This is a genomic window from Nocardia cyriacigeorgica (assembly GCF_005863245.1).
In the GTDB taxonomy this organism is placed as follows: domain Bacteria; phylum Actinomycetota; class Actinomycetes; order Mycobacteriales; family Mycobacteriaceae; genus Nocardia; species Nocardia cyriacigeorgica_C.
In genome coordinates, this window is record NZ_VBUT01000002.1 from 365,413 (window position 1) to 386,926 (window position 21,514).

The 21,514-nt window shown below is 71.0% G+C and carries 18 protein-coding genes, 1 pseudogene and 1 riboswitch; of the genes and pseudogenes, 3 read left to right on the plus strand and 16 right to left on the minus strand.

Annotated features, from left to right (window positions below):
• The first annotated feature begins 53 nt into the window (after positions 1-53).
• Positions 54-254 carry a cold-shock protein gene (locus FEK34_RS04915; RefSeq protein WP_014350101.1) on the plus strand — a complete coding sequence of 67 codons (201 nt, stop codon included), beginning with the start codon at positions 54-56 and terminating at the stop codon, positions 252-254.
• On the opposite strand, the gene FEK34_RS04920 is transcribed toward FEK34_RS04915, so the two are convergent.
• From FEK34_RS04920 to FEK34_RS04935, 4 genes are read right to left on the minus strand one after another with little or no spacing between them, the layout of a single operon-like run.
• A complete protein-coding gene (locus FEK34_RS04920; RefSeq protein WP_171048047.1) occupies positions 185-1,297 on the minus strand; it encodes a phytoene/squalene synthase family protein in 1,113 nt (370 codons plus the stop codon). The genes FEK34_RS04915 and FEK34_RS04920 overlap by 70 nt on opposite strands.
• Entirely contained in the window at positions 1,284-2,975 is a 1,692-nt protein-coding gene (locus FEK34_RS04925; RefSeq protein WP_138446644.1) for an alpha-(1->6)-mannopyranosyltransferase A, read from the minus strand. Before FEK34_RS04925 ends, FEK34_RS04920 begins: the two co-directional genes overlap by 14 nt.
• 59 nt (positions 2,976-3,034) lie before the next feature.
• The gene (crtI, locus tag FEK34_RS04930; RefSeq protein WP_138446645.1) at positions 3,035-4,621 is read right to left on the minus strand and encodes a phytoene desaturase family protein; all 1,587 of its coding nucleotides are present in this window, start codon (positions 4,619-4,621) and stop codon (positions 3,035-3,037) included.
• A 29-nt stretch (positions 4,622-4,650) separates the two neighbouring features.
• A complete protein-coding gene (locus FEK34_RS04935) occupies positions 4,651-5,787 on the minus strand; it encodes a polyprenyl synthetase family protein (protein WP_138446646.1) in 1,137 nt (378 codons plus the stop codon).
• A 209-nt stretch (positions 5,788-5,996) separates the two neighbouring features.
• On the opposite strand from FEK34_RS04935, the gene FEK34_RS04940 reads away from it, so the two are divergent.
• Positions 5,997-6,938 carry a methylenetetrahydrofolate reductase gene (locus FEK34_RS04940; RefSeq protein WP_212748714.1) on the plus strand — a complete coding sequence of 314 codons (942 nt, stop codon included), beginning with the start codon at positions 5,997-5,999 and terminating at the stop codon, positions 6,936-6,938.
• Positions 6,939-6,965: 27 nt separating this feature from the next.
• Here the strand turns inward: FEK34_RS04940 and FEK34_RS04945 are convergent.
• The 12 genes and pseudogenes from FEK34_RS04945 to FEK34_RS05000 all read right to left on the minus strand — a co-directional run bounded on the left by FEK34_RS04945 (position 6,966) and on the right by FEK34_RS05000 (position 20,856).
• Positions 6,966-8,116: pseudogene (locus tag FEK34_RS04945) on the minus strand (LLM class flavin-dependent oxidoreductase).
• Entirely contained in the window at positions 8,113-8,925 is an 813-nt protein-coding gene (locus FEK34_RS04950; RefSeq protein ID WP_138446648.1) for a DUF1684 domain-containing protein, read from the minus strand. The pseudogene FEK34_RS04945 and the gene FEK34_RS04950 overlap by 4 nt, the downstream one beginning before the upstream one ends.
• 44 nt (positions 8,926-8,969) lie before the next feature.
• Entirely contained in the window at positions 8,970-10,658 is a 1,689-nt protein-coding gene (locus FEK34_RS04955) for a dipeptide ABC transporter ATP-binding protein (RefSeq protein WP_138446649.1), read from the minus strand.
• Positions 10,655-11,545, minus strand: a complete 891-nt coding sequence (locus tag FEK34_RS04960) for an ABC transporter permease (RefSeq protein ID WP_138446650.1) — start codon at positions 11,543-11,545, stop codon at positions 10,655-10,657. Before FEK34_RS04960 ends, FEK34_RS04955 begins: the two co-directional genes overlap by 4 nt.
• Positions 11,535-12,509 (minus strand): ABC transporter permease, encoded by a 975-nt coding sequence (locus FEK34_RS04965; RefSeq protein ID WP_138446651.1) that lies wholly within the window; start codon positions 12,507-12,509, stop codon positions 11,535-11,537. The genes FEK34_RS04960 and FEK34_RS04965 overlap by 11 nt, the downstream gene beginning before the upstream one ends.
• A gap of 2 nt (positions 12,510-12,511) precedes the next feature.
• A complete protein-coding gene (locus tag FEK34_RS04970) occupies positions 12,512-14,134 on the minus strand; it encodes an ABC transporter substrate-binding protein (protein WP_171048048.1) in 1,623 nt (540 codons plus the stop codon).
• 77 nt (positions 14,135-14,211) lie between these two features.
• A riboswitch (SAM riboswitch) is annotated at positions 14,212-14,306 on the minus strand.
• 150 nt (positions 14,307-14,456) lie between these two features.
• On the minus strand, positions 14,457-15,608 hold the full coding sequence (locus FEK34_RS04975; RefSeq protein WP_432760926.1) for a glycosyltransferase: 1,152 nt from the start codon (positions 15,606-15,608) through the stop codon (positions 14,457-14,459).
• A 3-nt stretch (positions 15,609-15,611) separates the two neighbouring features.
• Positions 15,612-16,391: an LppM family (lipo)protein gene (locus FEK34_RS04980; RefSeq protein ID WP_432760930.1), complete on the minus strand. Its 780-nt coding sequence runs from the start codon at positions 16,389-16,391 to the stop codon at positions 15,612-15,614.
• A 69-nt stretch (positions 16,392-16,460) separates the two neighbouring features.
• Entirely contained in the window at positions 16,461-17,657 is a 1,197-nt protein-coding gene (locus tag FEK34_RS04985; RefSeq protein WP_138446653.1) for a TerC family protein, read from the minus strand.
• Between the two features lie 147 nt (positions 17,658-17,804).
• Positions 17,805-18,680: a carotenoid biosynthesis protein gene (locus FEK34_RS04990; protein WP_138446654.1), complete on the minus strand. Its 876-nt coding sequence runs from the start codon at positions 18,678-18,680 to the stop codon at positions 17,805-17,807.
• The gene (locus tag FEK34_RS04995; protein WP_138446655.1) at positions 18,677-20,239 is read right to left on the minus strand and encodes a phytoene desaturase family protein; all 1,563 of its coding nucleotides are present in this window, start codon (positions 20,237-20,239) and stop codon (positions 18,677-18,679) included. The genes FEK34_RS04990 and FEK34_RS04995 overlap by 4 nt, the downstream gene beginning before the upstream one ends.
• Entirely contained in the window at positions 20,236-20,856 is a 621-nt protein-coding gene (locus FEK34_RS05000; RefSeq protein WP_138446656.1) for a GNAT family N-acetyltransferase, read from the minus strand. Before FEK34_RS05000 ends, FEK34_RS04995 begins: the two co-directional genes overlap by 4 nt.
• Positions 20,857-21,028: 172 nt before the next feature.
• On the opposite strand from FEK34_RS05000, the gene FEK34_RS05005 reads away from it, so the two are divergent.
• Positions 21,029-21,484 carry an SAV_6107 family HEPN domain-containing protein gene (locus tag FEK34_RS05005; RefSeq protein WP_249358363.1) on the plus strand — a complete coding sequence of 152 codons (456 nt, stop codon included), beginning with the start codon at positions 21,029-21,031 and terminating at the stop codon, positions 21,482-21,484.
• Positions 21,485-21,514: the final 30 nt, after the last annotated feature.

Genomic DNA, 21,514 nt, shown 5'->3' on the forward strand with positions numbered 1-21,514 from the left:
CATTGTGATGTACCGAGTAGGGCCGGGGACGGTGTTCGAGGAGGAAATGGCCGATGGTGCGTGGCACCGTGCGATGGTTCGACCGTGAGAAAGGGTTCGGGTTCATCGCCCGCCCCGGCGGCGCGGATGTGTTCGTCGAGTACTCGGTGATCCTCGGCGAGGGCTTCCGGTCGCTGGAGGCCGGTCAGGAAGTCGAATTCGACGTGGAGGAGGCGCGCCGGGGGCCCGAGGCGCGCGCTGTGCGTCCGGTGTAGCGGCCGGTCAGGTAGGCGCCGGCGGCGACGCGCAGCTTGCGGTGCACCGGCACGACAGCGCGCCGGTCGAAGACCGCGAAATCACCGTCCTCGATCTGTTCCAGGATCGCGCCGTACAGGGTGGCGGCGGTGCGGATCGCCGGACGGACTCGCGGGGCGAGCAGTTCGATGCCCGGTGCGGCGCTGCGGTAGAGATCGCGGTTGACGGCGATGAGATGCGCCAGCGCCCGCCGCACCCGTCGATCGGTGCGGCCGCTGCGGCGGCACTCGGCCAGCAGCTCGTCGTCCACACCGAAGGCGGCGAGCTCGTCGGTGGGCAGATAGACCCGGCCGCGATCGAGGTCCTCGCCGATATCGCGCAGGAAATTGGTGAGCTGGAAGGCATTACCCAGTGCGGCGGCCGCCGGTTCGGCCTCGGCGACCGGGACGACCGTGCCGAGCACCGGCAGCAGTTGCAGCCCGATCGCCGCCGCCGAACCCCGCATGTACTCGTTCAGCTCGGCCATATCGGCGTACCGGTTCCGGAACCGCGGCGTGCCGGGGATGTCCATGCGCATGCAGTGCAGGAAGGTCCAGAAGTGTTCGGCCGCAATGCCGTAACGCCGGATGGTGTCGGTGAGCGCGAGCAGGATCGCGTCGCGGCGCTGGTCTGTCGTCACGCCGGTCGCCGGTCGCGCCGCGGCGCCGGGAGCCAGTGCCGCCCTGAGCTGTTCCTCGATGCGATCGATCTGAGCGGCGAGCCTGGCGCCGGTGGTGCGCGTGTGGCCGGCCGGTTGCCGCGAGCACGCCGCCGTGGCGTCCGGTGCGCAGTCGACGATGTCGTCCACCATCCGCGCGAACGCGTACAGCGCGTGCACCGCGGGACGCTGCGAGGCCGACAGCAGCCGGGTCGCCAGGAAGTAGGTCCGGCCGTGTTCGGCGGCGATGCGCAGGCACAGCCGGTACGCCTCGGCGAGTTCGGTGGCATCGGCGGGCCGCAGCCGATCGGTCGTGCGCTCGGCAGGTCCGGCGGTGAGGTCGAGCCCGGTCTCAGCGCCGGTCATGGATGACGGGATCGGCCGGCGAGGGAACCGCCGGGCCCGCGACCGCGCGAGTACTGCGCAACCGCAGCGGGTCGACCGTGCGCAGCGACAGCGCCGCCACCACCGCAGCGAAGGTCGCCGCGGCCACATGCCAGAAGTTGTACAGCCCGATCGAGCCGCCGGGCTGGAATACCAGCATCAACCAGGTGCACAGACCCACCAGCACCATCAATGTCCTGGTGGACAGTGCGAAGGCGGCGGCCAGCGCCAGCGGCCACGAGTAGTACCAGGGCAGCGCGGCCGGCGACAGGATGACGATGGCGACGAACGCGATCAGGATGCCGAGCACGGCCTCGCGTTCGCTGTGCCGGAACCGCCACCAGGTCCAGGCCAGGATCGCCACCAGCGCCGCCGCGCACAGCGCGCGTGTCACGGTGAGCACCGGGTCGAACGGCAGCGGGCCGATCCAGGTCATGCAGTGCGCCATGATGGTCGGCAGCGACAGCCAGTTGATGATCTTCTTCGAGCCGGACAGTGCCGTCAGCCAGCCGATGCCGACGCCGGCCGCGGCGGACGCGAGCGCGAACACCGCCGCGAATACGCACAGCCCGAGCCCGGCGATCTTGGCGAACAACAGCGTGGGATGCGGCAGCGCCGCCTCGGATTCCTTCGTCGCCAGCTCGGCACGCCGCTCGCGTTCGTGCAGCATCCAGATCCACACCAGGAAGGGCAGCGCGACACCGGCGGTGGCCTTGATGGCGACCGCGATCGCGACGACGACGATGCCGAGCACATGCCTGCGCTCGAGCACCAGCGCGATACCGGCGCACATCAGGCCGACCATCAGCACCTCGTTGTGCACACCGCCGATGAGGTGGATCAGCACCAGCGGGTTGAGCACCGCCAGCCACAGCGCGACGGTGGGTTTACCGCCGAGGTGTTTGGTCAGGTACGGGATGGCCCACATCATCAGCGCCAGGCCCGGCAGCATGACCAGCCGCAGTGCGATGGTGCCCGCGACGACGTTGTCGTCGGTGACGGTGGTGATGGCCCGGCCGATCAGCAGGAAGATCGGTCCATACGGTGCGGTGGTGGTGGTCCAGACCGGGCTGACGTTGTCCAGCAGCACACCCGGATTGGCGACCGGGCCCACCTTGTACGGGTCGAAGCCGTCGCGCAGCAGCGCACCCTGCGCCAGATACGAGTAGGCGTCCTGGCTGAACATCGGCACCGCGAACAGCATCGGCGTCACCCAGATGCACACGATCGCGCGCAGCTCGTTCAAGGTGACGCCCGCGCCGGAGTAGTTGCCGCGACCGAGCGTGGCCCGGCCCAGCCGCACCCAGGCGGTGATCATCAGCAGCACGCCGATCCAGACGAAGATCGTCGACAGCGCGTAACCGTGCCCGAAACGCAGCCAGGACAGGTGCATCGCTTCCAGCAGCGGATCGCGTTTGCGTACCGCGCCCGCGCCGAAACCGCCGAAGGTGATCATGATCGCGCCGACCAGGCCGAGCAGCGCCGCATGGCCCTCGGGGCTGCGGGCGAAGTCGGCGGAGGTGCGTAGCCACGTCAGCAGCGTCTGCGGACTGCCCGCGGCCGGTGCTGTGGTGGGTTTCGGGGATCGAGCCGCGGGTGTCGGGGACACGGTGGCCTGCGCCGGGGTAGTCACGTGGGCAGTCGTTTCCGGGGGTGGCATGTGGTGTCGTTCCCCCCGGGTTGGTCGGCGGTCGCAACCGCGAGCTGATAGGTCGGCGCTTAGTTTACGGCTTGTTCGCGCGGGGCTGTCCCGATGGTGCGCGGGGTTTCGTCTTCGCGCCGTTCCGGTGTCCCGATTATCCGGTTTGCCGCGAGTTTTCCCGACAGCAGGGCGGTCGGTACGCCGACGCCCGGCGTAGTGCCGCAACCGGCGATAACCACGTTGTCGCTGCCGCGGGGCAGATTACGCGGCCGGAACGGTCCGGTCTGGCGGAAAAGATGGGCCGCGGAGAACGGCGTGCCACCGAGCATGCCCTGCTCCAGCCAGGTGTGCGGGGTGTCGAGGTGGTCGAGCCGGAAATGTTCGGCGATGCCGCGGTAGCCACGCCGCTCGAGCACACCGAGCAGCTCGCGCAGGTAGGCCGGGCCGAGGTTCGCCCAGTCCAGTGGCGCCGAATCCAGGTTCGGGCACGGCGCCAGCAGCGAGAAAGGCTCGTACCGGCCGTCGGCGCGATCGAGGTACAGGCCGGGATCGGAGAGCGCGGGCCTGGTCAGCAGCAGCGAGGGGTCGCTCATCAACCGGCCGCCGCGCGGTGCGGCGATCTCGGCGAAGGTGCGTTCCCAGGCGGCGCCGAAGTCGATGGTGTGGTGGGCCTGGATCGGCCAGTTCGCGGCGATGCCGGCCGGGATGGTGCCGTGGGCGACGACCGCCGACGGTGATGCCCGCAGTCCGCGCCTGCGGCGCAGCCCGAAGCGTTCGATATCGCCCAGGTCGGCGGTGACGACCAGCGCATCGCAGTCGCGGGAAGTCCCGTCGGCCAGCCGCACCCGGCGGGCCCGGCGTTCCGCGTAGTCGATGCCGGTGACCTCGGCCCCGAGTTCCAGCCGCCCACCGGCCGCGACCAGGGCCTCGGCCATCGTCTCGGCGACCGCGCGCATCCCGCCCTCGGGGAAGTACACCCCGAGCGAGGTGTCCATATGCGGGATCGCCCCGTAGACGGCCAGCGCCCGGTTCGGCGGCATGCCCGCATACAGTGCCTGGAAGGTGAACAGCCTGGTCAGCCGTGGGTCGCGGAGGAATCCGCGCACCCGTGGCCCGAGCCGGCCGAACCCGCCGAGGCGTACCAGCTCCAGCAGTGCGGCGCGTTTGCCCGGCAACCGCACCATGTCCAGCGGCGAGTCGAAGTTGGTGTCCATGAACTCGCCGAATTCGGCGCGGTAGATCCGGGCCAGCCAGTCGCGCAGCCGGCGGTAGCGTCCGGCCTCGCCGGGGCCACAGGTCCGCGCCACCTCCGCCGCCATCTCGTCCGGGTCGGCGAACACCCGGATATCGGAGCCGTCGGCGAAGCGCGCGTGATACGACGGGGCGAGCCGGTGGATGCGCAGCGGCGTGGCGAGAGAATCGCGGTCGTGTCCCACCGCGGCGAGTGCGTCGTCGATCAGCTCGGGCAGCGTCAACACTGTTGCCCCGGAGTCGATCTCATAGTCGTCGAACCGGTAGCGCCCGACCCGCCCGCCGACGTGGTCGGCGCGCTCCAGCACGGTGACCTTGTGTCCGGCGCCGGTGAGGTATAGCGCCGCGGCCAGGCCGGACAGTCCGGCGCCGATCACGACGACCTGATCGGTCGGTCCGGTCACGGTTCTCATCGGTCGGTCCTCGGCGCGCGGTCGGCCGCTCATGCCGTGCGGCGGGTGGCGGCCAGCGCCATGGCGTGCAGGTGATCTTTCGCGGCGGCGGTGGCCGAGCTGGAGTCGATGGCGGCCAGGGCGCGCTCGGTCAGCTCGGCGATGCGGGCTTCGACCGCGTCGACGGCGCCGAGGCGCACCAGTACCTCACGCAGTTGGTCGACGTCGGAGCCGCTGAGATCGGTGCCGACCTTGCTGCGCAGCAGTTCGGCGGCGGCCGGATCGGACGCATCACCACGGGCCAGCGCCTCGGCGATGAGCACCGTGCGCTTGCCCTCGCGCAGATCGTCACCGGAGGGCTTGCCGGTGACCGAGGGATCACCGAAGACGCCGAGCAGGTCGTCACGCAGCTGGAACGCGATGCCGATATCGGTGCCGAAGTCGCGGTAGGAGCGCACCAGCTCGGGCCCGGCGTCGGCGAGGGCGGCCCCCAGGTGCAGCGGCCGCTCGACGGTGTAGGCGGCGGTCTTGTACCGGTTGATGCGCAGCGCCGCGGCCACCGATTCGTCGCCGCTGGCCTCGCCGTGGATGTCGAGCAGCTGCCCGCCGAGCACCTCGGTGCGCATCTTCGCCCAGACGGTGGCGAAGCGGGCCACGGCCCGCGGGTCGAGGCCGGAGGCGTGCACCATGTCATCGGCCCAGGCCAGGGCCAGATCGCCGATGAGGATGGCCACGCCGGTGCCGAAGCGGGGCGCGTCGCCGGCCCAGCCGCGGTCGCGGTGACGCTGTTCGAAGTCGACGTGCACGGTGGGGAAGCGGCGCCGGGTGCGGGAGGCGTCGATGATGTCGTCGTGGATGAGCGCGCACGCCTGCACCAGCTCCAGCGCGGCACAGGCATTGAGCACGGCGGGCGCGTCCGGTCCCTCGGTGTCGCCCCCGGCGCCGAGCCAGCCGGTCCAGGCGAAGCCGGGCCTGGTGCGTTTGCCGCCGCGCAGCACGAACGATTCCAGCGCGTCGGCGGCGTCGACGAAGATCGGCCCCAGCTCGCCGACGGTCTCGCGGCGGGTGGCGAAGAACGAGGTCAGCGCCTGTTCCACGGCGGCGGCGAAGGCAGGCGTCCCAGGGGTCGCCGAGGTCGGGCTCGGCCTGGTCGGGGTACCGGGTCCGGCGGACAGGATGACCTCCAAGGATGTCCGGGGAAGGGGTCGGCTCGGCGGATGGCACCCAGGCCCCCGCACTCGGCGGCCACGGCGGTGCACCCGCTCATGGCTCGAACAATACGCGTCCGGTCCGACGACGCTCCGGCCCGCAGGCCGCCCACCTCTACACTGAACCGGTGACTTTCGACAACGTGCGGGGACGTTCGACCCCTGGCCGGCCGTCCTCGGCACCACCGATCGTCTCGGGGACGCCGTCGGTCGTGCATAGTTTGCGGCTGCACTCGAGCCGAGCGGTGCCCTTCTCTGTCGAGTTCAATCCGCCCCGTGACGCCGCCGGTGAGGCGAGGCTGTGGCGTGCGGTGCGCACCTTCGAGCGCATGCATCCGGCGTTCGTGTCGATGACCTACGGCGCGGGCGGGTCCACCAAGGACCGCACCGTGCGGGTGACCGGCGAGCTGGCCGGGGAGACCACGCTGCTGCCGGTGGCCCATCTCACCGCGGTCGGGCACAGCGTCGCGGAGCTGCGGTCGCTGGTCGGCGCCTACGCCGACTCCGGCATCCGCAATATCCTGGTTCTGCGCGGCGATCCGCCGGGCGATCCGCTCGGCGAATGGCACAAGCATCCCGAGGGCGTCGAATACGCTGAGGAGCTGGTGCGCATCGTGCGCGATCTCGGCGATTTCCACGTCGGGGTCGCCTCGTTCCCGCAGGGCCATCACCGCTCGCCCGACCTCGACCACGACACCCGGTTCCTGGCGGCGAAACTGCGTGCGGGCGCGGAGTATTCGATCACCCAGATGTTCTTCGACGTCGAGCACTATCTGCGGCTGCGTGATCGCCTGATCGCCATGGACCCGGTCGAGGGCGCCAAGCCGATCATTCCGGAGCTGATGCCCATCACCTCGCTGCGCACCGTCAAGCGCGCCGAGGAGCTGTGCGGCCGGCCGCTGCCGCGCGCGGTGATCGAACGGCTGGAGCGGGCCGCGGGCAACGGCTCCGAGGAAGACGCGGCGGCCGTGCGCGCGGTGGGTATCGAGATCGCCACCGAGATGGGGCAGCGTCTCATCGACGAGGGCGCGCCCTGCCTGCATTTCATCACCCTGAACTTCGCCAAGGCGACCGGCGAGGTGCTCACCAACCTCGGCTACGGCGTCACCGCCGCGCCGATCAGCGCCTGAGTCCACGCCGACGCGCGAACGCGCAGTTCAGGCGGCCCGGCTCTGCCGCAGTCCCCAGGCTTCGGCGAGTAACCGATGCGATTCCAGCCGGTCACGGTGATCGTGGGTGATGCCGGTGACCAGCAGTTCATCCGCGCCGCTCACCCGCTGGAGAGCCGCGAGCCGGCGCACCACGGTGTCCGGTGAGCCGACCAGCTGGGTGGCCAGCCGGTCCTCGACCAGCCTGCGCTGATCGGGGGTGAGCGGGGTCAGCGTCGCCGGATCGGCGAAGTCGGCGGCGCCCGCGCCGCTGCGGATGCTGTGCACCCAGTGCCCGTACGGTGCGGCCAGCCGTTCGGCGGTGGCGTCGTCGGCGGCGACCACGACATCCGCTGACACCACCACGTACGGCTCGGCCAGCACCTGCGACGGCCGGAAGGCCGCACGGTAGGCCGCCACCGCGTCCAGCGCGGTACCGGGAGAGACGTGATAGGCGGCCGCGAACGGCAGTCCGAGCCGACCGGCCAATTCCGCGCTGGCCCCGGCCGTACTGCCGAACACCCACAGTTGCACCTGCGCGCCCTCGCCCGGCACGGCGTGCAGGGCGATGCCCTCGGCGTCGACGTAGCTTCCGTCGAGCAGGGCCCGGATCTCGGCCACCTGATCGGCGAATTCCGCAGGTTGGGCGCCCTGCTGGTACAGGGCCCGTTGTCCGGCAAGGAATTTCGACGGGTCGGCGATGCGCAGCGGATCGAACGGGGCGGGACCACCACCCCGTCGCGCACCTCGGTGCGGCCGCGCACGGTGTCGTCGCGCGGCCGGACATGGCGGGCCCGCACGGATTCGGCGCCGAATTGCCTGCTGCGGTGCCCGGAGCGGCCGAGCCCGAGGTCGAGCCGTCCCGGATGCAGCGCGTCGATGGTGCCGAAGCCCTCGACGATGGAGATCGAGGTGTGATAGCCCACCTGGACCGCCGCCGCACCGACCCGGATCCGCGTGGTGGCCGCGGCGACCTGCCCGATCAGGGTGATCGAGGCCGAACTGGCCACCCGCGCGAAATGATGTTCGGCCAGCCAGAACCGGCGATAGCCCCATTCCTCGGCGCGCCGGGCCAGCTCGACGGTATTGCGCAGCGCCTGCTGCGGACTCGATCCGGCGCTGATGGGCGCCAGATCGAGGACCGAGAGCGGAACCGTCATGCCCGGTGCTCCGCCGCCGGAAGCCGCGGATCCTGTTCGCCCGCTTCGATCGCCACCCGCAGCCGGTTCTGCGCGGGCGCCACCGGGCAGGTCGCGTAGTCGGTGAACGCGCAGGGCAGGTTGGTCGCGCGGTTGAAGTCGAGCAGCACGGTGCCGTCGTCGTCCACCGCGCCGGCATCCAGCAGGCGGGCCGCCGGATAGGTGGTGATGCCGCTGGTGGCGTCGGTGAACAGCACCCGCAGCGCCTCCGGGGTGCCGAAGGCGACGACCCGTTCGGTCACCGAGCCGACGGTGAATTCGATGACGCCGGCGGCATGGTGATGGTGTTCGAGCCCCGCCACCACCGCGCCCGTGATGACGGTCGTCGCCTCGCCGAACGCTTCGAACCGCCCCCGCAGCACCCACCGTTCGTCCGGCGCGTAGGCAGGCACCCCGGTGAAGGCGGCCAAGGTCGGGGCGGCCGGATCGTGCACCCGCACGGCGGACTGCCCGCTGCGCCGGATCACTTCGAGCACCCGGTCCTCGTGCCGGATGAGCACGCCCGGCGCCCCTTCCTCGGCGACGACGATGTGCACGCCGGCGATGCGCTCGCCGTCGTGGTCGAGCCGGTCGGCGGGTTTGGCGGTGACGAACACCCGGTCCTCGATCACCCACCAGGTGCCGGGCACGCCCGGCAGTTGTTCGGGCCGGTCGGTGAGCCAGTGCAGTGCGGTGAGGCTGAGGAAGCCGAGCGGGTCGCGCAGGGTGTGTTCGCGTTCGGCGTGCCAGGCGGCCCAGTCGGTGGCGAAGGTGGTGAGGCTGGTGGTCATCGGAGGTCTCCTCGGTGTGTTTGGACGGGCGGTGTCGAGCGCCGTCATGACGGGTCGTCGGCCGGTAGGCGCAGCGTGACCGACGGTTTCGGGATGGCAGCGAGCAGCTCGCGGGTGTAGTCGTGCTGGGGGTTGTCGAAAATCTCCGCGGTGGTGCCGGTTTCGACGATGCGCCCGTACCGCATCACCGCCACCCGGTCGCTGATGCGGCGCACCACCGCCAGGTCGTGGGAGATGAACAGGTAGCTCAGGCGCAGCTGCTGTTGCAGATCGTCGAGCAGTTCCAGGATCTGGGCCTGCACCGAGGCATCGAGCGCGGAGACCGGTTCGTCGAGCACCAGCAGCTCCGGCCGCAGCGCCAGGGCACGGGCGATCGCCACCCGCTGACGTTGCCCGCCCGAGAGTTCGGCCGGCCGCCGCCGCGCGCATCCGGCGGGCAGCGCCACCTGCTCGAGCAGCTCGGCCACCCGCTGCGCCCTGGCCTTGCGGTTGCCGATGCCGTAGGCGCGCAACGGCTCCTCGATCACCGACCCGACGCGCAGCCGCGGATCCAGCGACGAGTAGGGGTTCTGGTAGACGATCTGGAACCGCCGCCGCAGCGCCCGCAGCTGCCCGGCGCGGGCGCGGGTCAGTGGCTCGCCGTCGAAGACGACCTCGCCGCGATCGGGGTCGGTCAGCCGTACCGCGATGCGCGCGGTGGTCGACTTACCCGAGCCCGATTCGCCGACCAGCGCCAGCGTTTCGCCGCGACCGAGTTCGAAGCCGACCCCGGCCACCGCGGTGACGGTGCTGCCGGCTCCGGCGCGGAACAGCTTGTGCACCTCGCGGACGGTGAGCAGCGGGCCGCCGTCGAGCGCGGTGGCCGGTCGCACCACCCGGTCGGCGGTGAGGGCGGGCGCGGCGGCCAGCAGTTGCCGCGTGTACGGATGCCGGGGATTGCCGAGAACCTCGGCGGTGCGCCCGGATTCGACGACGGTGCCGTTGCGCAGCACCACCAGCCGGTCGGCACGTTCGGCGGCCATCGCGAGATCGTGGGTGATCAGCAGCACCGCCGTCCCGCGCGCGGCGATGCGTTCGGCCAGCCGGTCCAGCACCCGGCGCGCGACGGTGGCGTCCAGCGCGCTGGTCGGTTCGTCGGCGATGATCAGATCCGGTCCGCAGGCCAGGGCGATGGCGATCAGCACGCGCTGACGTTGTCCACCGGACAATTCGTGCGGGTACTGGGTGGCCCGCAACTGCGGCCGGTCCAGCCCCACCTCCGCCAGCAGGGCCGTCGCCCGCTCCAGCGCACCGCCACGGTCGTCGAGCCGGTGCACCCGCAGCGCCTCGGCCACCTGATCGCCGATGCGGCGCACCGGGTTGAGCGACAGGCCGGGGTCCTGCGGCACGAACCCGACCTGGAGCCCCCGCAACCGGCGCAGCGCCTGCTCGGATCCGAAATCCACCGGCTGTCCGGCGAAGGTGACCGAGCCGTCGGCGATGTCGGCGGTCTCACCGAGCAGCCCTATCACCGCATGCGCCAGCGTCGACTTGCCCGAACCGGATTCGCCCACGAGCGCGACGACCTCACCCCGGCGCACCGTGAGTGAGACACCGTCGAGAGCGGTGACCGGCCCGTCGCCGGTGCGGTAGCGCACCCGTAATTGTTCGACCCGTAGGAGTTCCTCGGCCTCGACGGGCGGGTCATGATCGTCGGCAGGGGACAGGACGTCGACGACAGCGTTGTCGCTCATCGGTGTGCACTCCTCGTGACGGCGCGACCCACGCGCTGGGCGGACAGGACGACGGCGATGATCACCAGGCCGGGCAGCGTCGTCAGCCACCAGGCGGTGGCCAGGTAGTTGCGGCCCTCCGAGATCAGCGATCCCCATTCGGGGGTGGGCGGTGCGGTGCCGTAGCCGAGGAAGCTCAGCGCCGACACCGCGAGCACCGCCATGCCGAACTCGACCGAGGCCAGCGCGAGCACCGGGGGATAGGAGTTGGGCAGGATGTGCCGGGCCAGCACCGTGTACCAGCGCACCCCCGACGCGCGTGCCGCCTCCACATACGCCGCCCGGCGCACCCGCAGCACCTCCGAGCGCATCACCCTGGCGAAGTTGGCGATCAGCGAAACGCCCACGGCGATGGCCACATTCCGGGTGCCGAAGCCGAGGGCGGTCACCAGCGCCAGCGACAGCAGCAGCGCGGGAATCGACAGCAGGACGTCGACCACCCGCATGACGACCATGTCCACCACACCGCCGAGCGCGCCGGCGAGCAGGCCGAGCAGTGTGCCCGCCACCAACGCGATGGCGACCGCGGTCAGGGTCGCGGTGAGCGACAGACCCGCACCGTGCACCATCCGCGTGTACAGGTCGCGGCCGAGATTGTCGGTGCCGAACCAGTGCTCGGCGCTCGGCGGCTGGAATTTCTGCGCCGGAACACCCTTCAAGGGGTCGCCGCCGGCGAACAGCGAGGGTGCCAGCGCCCAGCCGACGGCGAGCACGATCACCGCGCTCGCCGGAATCAGTGCCAGATTGCCGCGCAACAGATTCCACGCGCGGCGGCGACGCGGCGGCACCGGCGGTTCGTCTCCCGCCCGCGTCGGCGCCTTCGGCCGTTCGAGCAGCTCAAGCGACATCGGTGACCTCCTGCTCACTCGGGCGCACCGAGCGCGCCCGCTCACCCCGTCCGGCGATCCGCGGATCCAGCACGGGATAGAGCAGATCCACCGCGAGGTTGACGATGACGAAGGCCAGCGCGCTCACCAGCACGATGCCCTGCACCACCGGAATGTCCTGAGCCAGCACCGAGGTCTGGGTGAGCCGTCCGAGCCCGGGCCGGGCGAACACCGTCTCGACCACCACCGAGCCGGCGAGCATATTGCCGACCAGCACTCCGGCGATGGTGAACGCGGGCACGCTCGCCAATCGCGCTACATGCCTGCGCTGCACCCACCAGCGCGAGGCACCCTTGGCCAGTGCGACCTCGGTGAAGGGCTGGCGCCAGGTCGATTCCAGCCCGGCGGCCAGCACCTGCGCGATCACCGCCCCGATCGGGATCGCCAGCGTCACCGCGGGCAGCACCAGCCCACCGAAGGCGGGCACCAGCTGCCAGCGGAAGGAGAACAGCTGCAACAGGATCAGCGCGGTCCAGAACGTCGGCATCGACACTCCGATCGGCGGCAGCGCCGCGAGTGTCGCGCGCAGCCACGGCCGCCGGGTGTAGGTGGCGGCGAAGGCCAGCGCGGTCCCGCCCGCCGCAGCGAACAGCAAGGCCAGCCCGGTCAACGCGAGCGTCGACGGCAGCGCGTCCACGATCGCCTCGGCCACCGGCTGCCCGGTGGCGATGGAGCGGCCGATATCGCCGCGCACCGCATGCGACAGCGAACTCAGATACTGCTCCCACAAGGGCTGATCCAGGCCGTACCTGGCGCGCATCTCGGCGAGCGCGGCCGCGTCGACCGGTGTGCCCGCACCGCCACCGTCGGCCGCGATGGCCACCGGATCCGACGGCAGCAGATACAGCACGACGAAGGAGATGGTGAACGCCGCCCACAGCACCCACACCGCGGCCACGCACCGCAACACCACATATCGCGCCATGATCAGCGCCCGCTCAGCCAGGTGTCGAAGAACTGCAACCGCGCCGAGGCGTCGAACGTCAGGTCCCGCACCGCCGGGCCCGCGCCGATGGCCTGCGACAACTCGACGGTCGGGAGCCACAGTCCCTGCTCGAGAATCTGCTGCTGGGCCTGCCCGATCAGCGCCGCGCGTGCCTGCGCGTCCACCGCACCCAGTTGCGCGGTGAGCACCTCGTCGAGCGCGGGGATCGGCGGGCGGACATTGAAATTGCGGCCGTCCAGACCGAATCCGGTGCGCAGGATGTCGCCGTCGGCGCGGGTGCTGTTGTAGTACAGCGCGTCGAAATCCTTGCTGTTCTGCCGCGCGGTGTACTCGGCGATGGACACCAGGTCCAGCGTGAGATCCACACCCACCGCGCGCAGCTGCTGCTGAATCAGTTCGAGGATCGCCTGATTACCGGCGAACACCTGACTGAACGTCACCGCGAAACCGAGGCGCTGCCCGTCCTTGACCCGGATGCCGTCCGCGCCCGGCACCCAGCCGGCCCGGTCGAGGGTGGTCCGCGCGGCGTCGGGATCGAAGCCGACTACCTGGGAAAGATCCTGATAGCCCGGCGTTTTCGAGGCCAGCACGCTGGTCGCCGGACGGAACTGCGGCCCGAGCACGGTATCGACGAGCTCGCGCCGGTCGATCGCGGTGAGCAGCGCGCGCCGCACCTCGGGATCACGCAACGGCCCACGGGTCACATTCGGCTGGAACCCGAACGGAATACCCGGATTGGGGGTGCTGAGTACCCGGCCGCCGGCCGCCTCGATCTGCGGCGCGTCCTGGGGAAGGGCGTCGCTGGTCGCGTCGAGCTGGTCCGAGGACAGTGAACCGGTCCGCACCCCCGATTCGGGCACCACGGTGAACTCGATACGGTCGAGGTAGGCCTCGCCCTGATGCGCGAACACCGCCGAACCCCACCGGTAGCCGGGGCGTTTCACCAGCGTGGCGGAGATGTCCTGGCGGTAGCCGGCGTAGGTGAACGGACCCGAACCCACCGTCGCCGCGCCCGCGCAGCGGTCCTCGGCGGGCCGGGAAGTGGTGGCGTCGGCGAGAATGCCCAGCTGCGGCGTCGAGGAGGCTTGCAGGAATTGGGCATTCGGCGCGCTGAACTCCACCCGCGCCGTCAACGGATCCAGCACCGTCGTCCCGACATAGCCGGTGAGGTAGCTGCTGCCCAGCGGCGCCTTGACCGCGCCGAGGGTGCGCACGATCGAATCGAAGGTGTTGCGCACCGAGTCGGCGGTCAGGGGCGTGCCGTCGCTGAAGCTCACCCCGTCGGCGAGGTGGAAGGTGAACGTCTTCGCGTCCGGGGCGACCTCCCAGCTGGTGGCCAGCCACGGCCGCAGCTCTCCGGTCTCCGGATCCTGATCGGTCAGCGAGTCGACCACCTGGCGTGCCACATAGATCGTCTGATTGGTGCCGGCCTGTGCGGGATCGGCGCAGGTCGGCGGCTGGGACAGGCCGTAGCGCAGAACTCCGCCCGGCTGCGGAGGACCGGCGTCGGCCCCCGGCGCGGTGGTCCCGGAACCGCAGGCGGCGAGGGTGGCGGCGGCGGTAAGCACCGTGCCTGCGAAAGCCGCCTTGACGGATACGGCCATGTCGTCGTCCTTTCTGACACGACCGCCGAGCCCGGCGCGCCGCCGCGAACCGCGGCCTGCGGACTCGATCATGTGTGCCTCCATCGGTCCCGGCAGAAGCACCCGCACCCGGCGAGGCGGGGGGTTGCTGCGACGTCGGCGAGCCAGGTCTCTCGGTCGCTCTGGATGGTGTCGCCGGACCGGACGCGGGTGGGCCGCTCCGATCGGGCCGAATCATCATGCGTCGCAGGGAAACCGCAGCACAATGGTAGTAATCAGGGTGAGTTCAGCTCTTGTCCGGCGGCACGCGTGGTCCGCGGAGATGAAGTTGCGCCGCTCGCGCTCACGCCGGGAGTGCGCGTCCCTTCCACACGAGCGCGTCGCCTCGTCGAGCCCGGCGTGACCGGCCCCAGAGCGCGAGGTAGACGCCGACCGACACGGGATGGGCGAATGCGGTAGCGACGTCGTCGCGGTGCGGTCGCTCACCGGTGTCGAGGCAGCGCGCCACGATCCGTCCGGCGACGGCGGCCGCGTAGCCGAGCACACCGATCCGCCGGACCCGGCCGCGTCCGGCGATCGCGGCGAGCGGCGGCAACCAATACGCCAGCGCGGCAACGGCTCCCACCGCGAGACCACCGAGCGCCGAGCCCCCGTAGGCCGACCACAGCCACCGCGTATACCCGGCGTCGAGTTCGGCGGCGTCACGGTACATGCGGGTGCGTGCCATCGATCCGCCCGCCACCACCGCCGTGCGCGAGCCGTGACGCCGCAACACCCTGGCGATATCGAGATCCTCGGTGACGCTGCCCGCCACCGCCGCATGCCCGCCGATGGCGCGGTAGGCCGCAGCGTCGAAGACCAGGAACTGCCCACACGCCACCGCCATCGACGGGCGCGTCCCCCGATCGGCGAGCGCGACCGGCAGCGTCGTGGCCCACGACCAGCACAGCAACGGCTGCACCAGGCGCTCGGCGGGGGAGTGCGCGAGCTGCCGAGGCCAGGGCGAGACCAGCGCGCACCGCCGCGCCCGCAATTCGGTCACCGCCGCGGCGATCGCCGGCGGTTCCAGCCGCACGTCGGCATCGACGAAGATCAGCACCGTGGCGCCCGTCGCCGCGGCGGCCTCGGCCAGCCGGGCGCACGCGGCGGCCTTACCAGTCCAGCCCGGTTCGGGTTCGTCATCGCAGCGCAGCACCGTGATGCGCGGATCGTCACCGGCCGCGCGCCGCGCCGCCGTCTCGGTGCCGTCGGTCGAGGCGTCGTCCAGGATCAGCACCCGCAGTCCCGGCACGCCGGTCTGTGCGCGCAGATCCGCGATCAACGTCGGTAGCCGCTGCGCCTCGTCGCGTGCCGGGACACAGACTGCCACGGTCTCGCCGACCGGCGGGCCGGGGCGCAACCGGCGCATCGTCAGCAGATTTCCTATCGCGACAGCGCATCCCGCGACCGCGATCCCGGTGCCCACCCGAACCGCCCGGGTGGTCAGTGGCGGCAACGCCTACCTGCTGCTGCGCACTTCACGCCACCAACGCCCGAGATCGAAGCTCGGAGCCGGAGCGTTCGGCGGGGCCGGATTGCGGTTGACGTACGCCATCGCCGCCACCACGGCCGCCACGGCCAGCGTGATGCCGCCGACGATGCCGGCCCAGCCCGCGAACGAGCGGGTATTCGGGTCGGCGTAGCTCACCTCGGCCCGGATATTGGTGACGTCGCCGGGCGGCAGCTTCCACGACACCACCGAATCGCCCTCGCGGTTGCCGTTGGTCTTGGCGATGCGGGCCGGGAAGGCGATGCTGAACTGCACGTCCGAGCCGTGCGGCGGCACCGATTTCAGGTCGACGCGGCCATTGAGGCTGACCAGGTCGCCGGTGCGCTGGAACTGCAACTGGAACATGCCCTGGGTCTGCTCCGACAGCTGCCCGAGCTGCTGCACCTCACCGAAGTTCAGGTCGTCGAAGAACACCTGGCTGCCGACGTAGCCGTCCTGGCTGTAGGGCTCCACCCGCATCTTGGTGGCCAGCGTGTCCGGCGCTTTCAGCTGCGGGCCCTTGTCCTCGGGGTTGGCCGGGATCACCGCGGCGACGATCCGGCCGGAGACCCGGTCGTTGGACGAGACACCCATCGACGCCTGCACCCGCAGGCATCCGGCCAGCACCGGCACCAGCAGAGCCGCCAGCAGCACGGCCGCCGTCACCCGGATCCCGGGGCGGGGCGCACGCGGTGAGGTGACCGGAATGTCGGGCGTCGTGGTGTCGGGACTCGGCTGCACGGGTGACATCGTGCCAGGCGCGCGCCGCGCCACGCACGCGACACCGCGCATCGGCGCGATTGTCCCAGGTGGGCCTCGCTACCGGCTGCGCGCGGCGACCGTCTCGTCGTGGCGGCGATGGGCGTGGCGCAGCAGTTCCATCAGTTCGTCCTCCTGCCGGATCCGCCGCCGGTACTTCTCCGGCAGGGCCCGCAGCCGCTGTTCCTCGCTGCGCAGCAGCCCGAAGATCCGGTCGCGTTCGGCCTGGTCGGCGGTGTAGCCGAGGTCGAGGTAGTCGGTGGCGTGCCTGCGCGCGTTGGCCACCGCCTGCTGGGCGCGCCCGCGCGGACTCACCACCGACACCACCACGGTGACCACCAGGACGAGCAGGATCACCAGCAGCGACGCGCCGGTACTGATCTCGTGCACGTGCACCGGATCACCGTTGTTGATGAACGGCAGATTGTTCTCGTGCAGCGCGTGCAGGATCAGCTTGACGCCGATGAATCCGAGGATGGCGGCCAGCCCGAACGACAGGTAGATCAGCCGATCGAGCAGGCCGTCGATCAGGAAATACAGCTGCCGCAACCCCATCAGCGAGAACGCCGTCACGGTGAACACCACGTAGACGTTCTGGGTGAGGCCGAAGATCGCCGGGATCGAATCGAGGGCGAACATCACGTCGGTGCCGCCGATGGCCACCATCACCAGCAGCATCGGGGTGAGCATGCGCTTGCCGTCGCGCACGGTGAACAGCTTGTCGCCGTCGTAGTCGGGGGTGGTGCGGAACCATTTCTTGGCCACCCGGATCACGATGTTGTCCGCCGAGCGGGTCTCGGTCTCCGCCGGCGCGAGCATATTGCCCGCGGTCACCAGCAGCAGCACGCCGAAGAGATAGAACACCCAGGCGAAGGCGTTGATCAGCGAGGCGCCCAAGAAGATGAATCCGGTGCGCGCGATCAGCGAGAACACGATGCCGACCAGCAGCACCTTCTGCTGGTACTCACGGGGGACACGGAAACTGCCGATGATGACGAGGAAGACGAACAGGTTGTCCACCGACAGCGCCTTCTCGGTGACATAGCCGGCGAAATACTCGGTGCCCATATGCACACCGCCGAAGATCAGCACGCCGAACCCGAACAGCACCGCGATCCCGACATAGATCGCCGACCAGATCCCCGCCTCGCGCAGCGTGGGGGTGTGCGCCTTGCGCACATGGAAGACGTAGTCGAACAGCAGCAGTCCGGCGATCAGGATCAGGGTCGGGATCCATACCGCGGTCGATACCTGCATCTTCCCTCCGGATCGTGGACGACGAAGCCGATCGGGCGCCGGGGCGTCGCGCCACGACCGGGACCGGCCGTCGCTAGTCTCCGACTGCTCCGAACCTACTCGATCCCGGTCGCGACATGGGCGAACCCGAGCGGAACTCGTCGCCGATCAGCGAGATCCGGGCCGCGCCGCCGCGCCGCGCTCGCGCACCAACCGCACCAGCAGCGGCACACCGAGCAGTCCCATAGCGGCGGCGCCATACCAGGCCGAGGCGGGCAGATCAAGGAACACCGCGTGCGCCAGCGCCGAACCCAGCCAGGTCCACCCGAACACCGCCACCGGCACCGCGTTCCCGCCGCGCCGCCACGGCGCCGTGCGTTCCCAGCCGGTGAGCAGCACCGCCATCGCCGTCGCGACCAGCAGCCAGCCCAGATAGTTGGTGAGCGGAATGTGTTCGACGCCGGGCAGTCCCGCGTCGGTGACACACCAGCTCCACTGGCCGTCGGCGACCATCTGCGGGTCGAGGAACAGATCCCAGCCGACCGCGCCGACGGCGGTCACCGGGATCCGCCACCACGTCCGTCCGGCCAGCTGGCCCGCCACCACCCAGATCGGATACACCCCGCCCGTCCAGGCCAGCGGCACCACCAGCGGTACCCCGGCCAGCGCCGGACCCAGCCGGTCGGTGGCGTAGTCGTAACAACCGAACGGCATTCCGGTGGCGGTGCCGATGATCTCGGCGAGCAGGCCCGTGCCGGACAGGATGATCAGGACGCCGACGGCGTAGCGCGGGCCGCGGGTATAGGCGGCGTGGGTCAAGGCCGTCGCGGCCGCCAGCACCACCACCAGCACCGTCACCCGGTCGCGGGCCGCGCCGCTGGTCAGCGGATACGCGATCTGGCTGAGCACCCACGCCACCGCGAGCACGCCGGGCACCAGCGCACCGGCCACCGGCCGCCGGCCGAGCGCAGCCGACACCGCCGCTGCGACCCCGCCGCGGCCGGCCTCGCTCGCGGGACCGGAGTCGGGCTCGATACGGTTCATCGCCGCAGCAACCGCGCGAGCCGGCCCTGATCACGCAGCACCAGCCGCGCGGCGGTGCGGCCGCTGGCCCCGGACACGCCGCCGCCGGGATGGGTCGAGGCCCCCGTCAGATACAGCCCCGGCGCGCCCGGCACCCGCTGGCCCGACAGCTCCGGCAGCGGCCGCCACAGCATCATCTGGTCCAGCGACATCTCCACATGCATGACATTGCCGCCCAGCAATCCGAGCTCGCGCTCGAGATCGGCCGGCGTCTGCACGAACCGGCGCAGCACGGAGCCGGCGAAACCGGGTGCGTAGGAATCGACTTCGCCGATGATCCGGTCGGCCTCGGCGTCGGCGAGCGCGGCCCAGTCGCCGCCGTCGGCGAGCCGGTACGGATGCCACTGCGACCACAGCGACAGCTGCTGCTCACCCGGCGCGGCGATACTCGGATCCAGCGCACTGAAACTCATCGCCAGCACCACCGGCCGCGGCGGCAGCGCCCCGGCCAGCGCGGCACCGTGCGCGGCCCGCAGCTGCCCGCGCTCGGAGACGAGGAATTGCAGTCCGCGCGCTGATTCGTCCGCCGAACTGCCCGGGTAGGCGGGCAGCGCGTTCGTCGCCGCGCGCACCACCATCCCGATGCCGGGCCCGACCCGGATCCGGCGGCGCCAGTCGGCCAGGGCCGCGGCATCGAAACCGCCGGCGCCCAGCAGATCCAGCGTGGTCAGGATGTGCGTACCCGCGATGACGGCGCGTGCGTCCAGTTCGCGCCCGGACGCAGTGCGCACCCGCCAGCCGTCACCGGCGCGGCGCACCTCGGTCACCGCGTCGCCGCCGGTCACCACACCGCCGTCGGAGCGCAGCCGCGCCACCAACGCCGAGGTCAGCGCCCCGCTGCCGCCGACAGCGCGCCCCGGCGGCAGCGTATGCATCAGGGCCGCGAACCCCACCATCGGCGCGGTCCCCGGTTCCGACATGGGCGGTCCGGACTGCGCGCCGAACCAGGCCAGCGACGCCTTGAGCCGCTCGTCGTCGAACAGGCCGTCCAGCAGCGCGTCACCGGATTGCAGGAATTCGTGCGACAGCGCGCTCCCGCCCGCGCTCGCGTCCAGCCCCCAGAACGAGCGCAGCAGATGCCCCGGCGTCGGGCCGCCGCCGAACGCGCGCATCACCCGCGCGCTGCGTGGGCCCCAGTCCCGCACGAACCTGCGGTAGGCGTCGGCGTCGCGTTCCCCGCAGGCCGCCGCGATCGACGCGCAGGTCCGGTCGAGGTCGCGATGGAACACGATCGGCGCACGGCCGTCCGGGCTCGCGGGCGTGAAACCCCATGGATCGCAGTCGATGTAGCGCAGCCCGAAGCGCGCCAGCTCCAGCTCTTCGATAATGCCGGTGTGCCGGATCATGATGTGGGCCGAGGACCCGCGATCGACCAGATGCCCGGGGAAGCGCTCGACCGTCGACACCGCACCGCCGAGCACCTCGTCGCGCTCGAGCACTTCGACCCGCTGCCCGGCCCGCGCCAGATAGCAGGCCGCCACCAGCGCGTTGTGGCCGGAACCGACCACGACCACCGTCATCGCGAGCTCAGCGGCAGCCGCCGGCCCAGGATGGCGAACTCCCTGGTGTCACCGGCGAAGATGAAATGCCGCACCACATCGGCGAATCCGGCGCGCCGGTACAGCCGCCAGGCCCGGTTGTCCTCGGCGTCGACCTCGGGTGTCGACAGCAGCACCGCGCGTTCGGGCCGATCCCGCAGCAGCCGCTCCAGCAGCGTCGATCCGATGCCACGGCCCTGCGCCGACGGGTGCACATGCAATTCGGTGAGCTCGAAGTAATCCGACAGCAGTTCCCGCGCCGAATGCTCCGGCCAGCTCGACCGCCGCATCCCCGTATAGACCTGCTGCTGCCACCACTGATGCGGCGCGCCCCGGTAGCCGTACCCGATCGCCACGATCGGCGAGGTGCGGATATCGAAGTAGCCGGAGTCGTCGGGGATCACCGCGGCCACCGCCTGCCAGCCCGCGCGGGAAGTGTGTTCGGTCCACATGGGCGCGCGGTGGTGTTCGGTGCCGCGCGGGTAGTCCATCGCCGCGACATACACCGCGAGCGCGTCGTGCAACCGGGCACGCAGCGCCGTGACCGACAGGTCGACGACGACGGGTGCGGGGGTGTGATGTGGCTTGACGGCGGTCATGGCTCTCGTGTCGTGGGAACGCTTGATGCGCGAGCGGGAAAACATGTCGGTGGTCGTCTCTATATTCAAGCTCAATTCAAACGTTCGAATACCTGTTCGGTTCGTGCGGTGCCGACCGTCCGGTCGGCCATCGGTCTCGGACCGGGGTGTGCGACTGGTGGAGGGACGGCTGATGTCTGGTCGAAACGTTCATCCGGGCCGGCCCGGGCGCGCGGGCATGCTGCTGCGCCGCGCCGACGGGCTTTTGATGGAAGCGGCGGGGGAGCACGATCCACGCGAACGTTTCCGCACCGCCTACCTGGCCGCCCTGCGCGGGGCGGGCGCCGTGCTCGCGGCCACCGGCGCCGACGCGGCCCCGCGAGCGCGCTCGCGCAATGCCTGGGTGATGCTGCAACGCGCCGCCCCGGAATTCGTGATGTGGGCCGACTACTTCAGCGCCCATTCCGAGACGCGCGCGGCGCTCGAGGCCGGCCTGCCCCGCGAGATAGGCCACACCCAGGCCGACGAGTTCTACTCGCGGGTCGGTGCGTTCCTGCACGACGTGGAGGATTTGATCGCGCCCGCGGCCCGTTTGCGTGGCCCGGCGGAGCCCGAGTTCGGGATCGGCCCGCGAGTTATCGGCGAGTAGGTGGTACGGCCCTGATCGAACTCGTATCAT

Excerpts from the sequence above, each read along its gene's own strand:
- FEK34_RS04915 (WP_014350101.1), top strand. The coding sequence starts at position 54 with ATGGTGCGTGGCACCGTGCGATGGTTCGACCGTGAGAAAGGGTTCGGG.
- FEK34_RS04920 (WP_171048047.1), bottom strand. The coding sequence starts at position 1,297 with ATGACCGGCGCTGAGACCGGGCTCGACCTCACCGCCGGACCTGCCGAG.
- FEK34_RS04925 (WP_138446644.1), bottom strand. The coding sequence starts at position 2,975 with ATGCCACCCCCGGAAACGACTGCCCACGTGACTACCCCGGCGCAGGCC.
- crtI (WP_138446645.1), bottom strand. The coding sequence starts at position 4,621 with ATGAGAACCGTGACCGGACCGACCGATCAGGTCGTCGTGATCGGCGCC.
- FEK34_RS04950 (WP_138446648.1), bottom strand. The coding sequence starts at position 8,925 with ATGACCACCAGCCTCACCACCTTCGCCACCGACTGGGCCGCCTGGCAC.
- FEK34_RS04955 (WP_138446649.1), bottom strand. The coding sequence starts at position 10,658 with ATGAGCGACAACGCTGTCGTCGACGTCCTGTCCCCTGCCGACGATCAT.
- FEK34_RS04960 (WP_138446650.1), bottom strand. The coding sequence starts at position 11,545 with ATGTCGCTTGAGCTGCTCGAACGGCCGAAGGCGCCGACGCGGGCGGGA.
- FEK34_RS04965 (WP_138446651.1), bottom strand. The coding sequence starts at position 12,509 with ATGGCGCGATATGTGGTGTTGCGGTGCGTGGCCGCGGTGTGGGTGCTG.
- FEK34_RS04970 (WP_171048048.1), bottom strand. The coding sequence starts at position 14,134 with ATGGCCGTATCCGTCAAGGCGGCTTTCGCAGGCACGGTGCTTACCGCC.
- FEK34_RS04980 (WP_432760930.1), bottom strand. The coding sequence starts at position 16,391 with ATGTCACCCGTGCAGCCGAGTCCCGACACCACGACGCCCGACATTCCG.
- FEK34_RS04985 (WP_138446653.1), bottom strand. The coding sequence starts at position 17,657 with ATGCAGGTATCGACCGCGGTATGGATCCCGACCCTGATCCTGATCGCC.
- FEK34_RS04990 (WP_138446654.1), bottom strand. The coding sequence starts at position 18,680 with ATGAACCGTATCGAGCCCGACTCCGGTCCCGCGAGCGAGGCCGGCCGC.
- FEK34_RS04995 (WP_138446655.1), bottom strand. The coding sequence starts at position 20,239 with ATGACGGTGGTCGTGGTCGGTTCCGGCCACAACGCGCTGGTGGCGGCC.
- FEK34_RS05000 (WP_138446656.1), bottom strand. The coding sequence starts at position 20,856 with ATGACCGCCGTCAAGCCACATCACACCCCCGCACCCGTCGTCGTCGAC.
- FEK34_RS05005 (WP_249358363.1), top strand. The coding sequence starts at position 21,029 with ATGTCTGGTCGAAACGTTCATCCGGGCCGGCCCGGGCGCGCGGGCATG.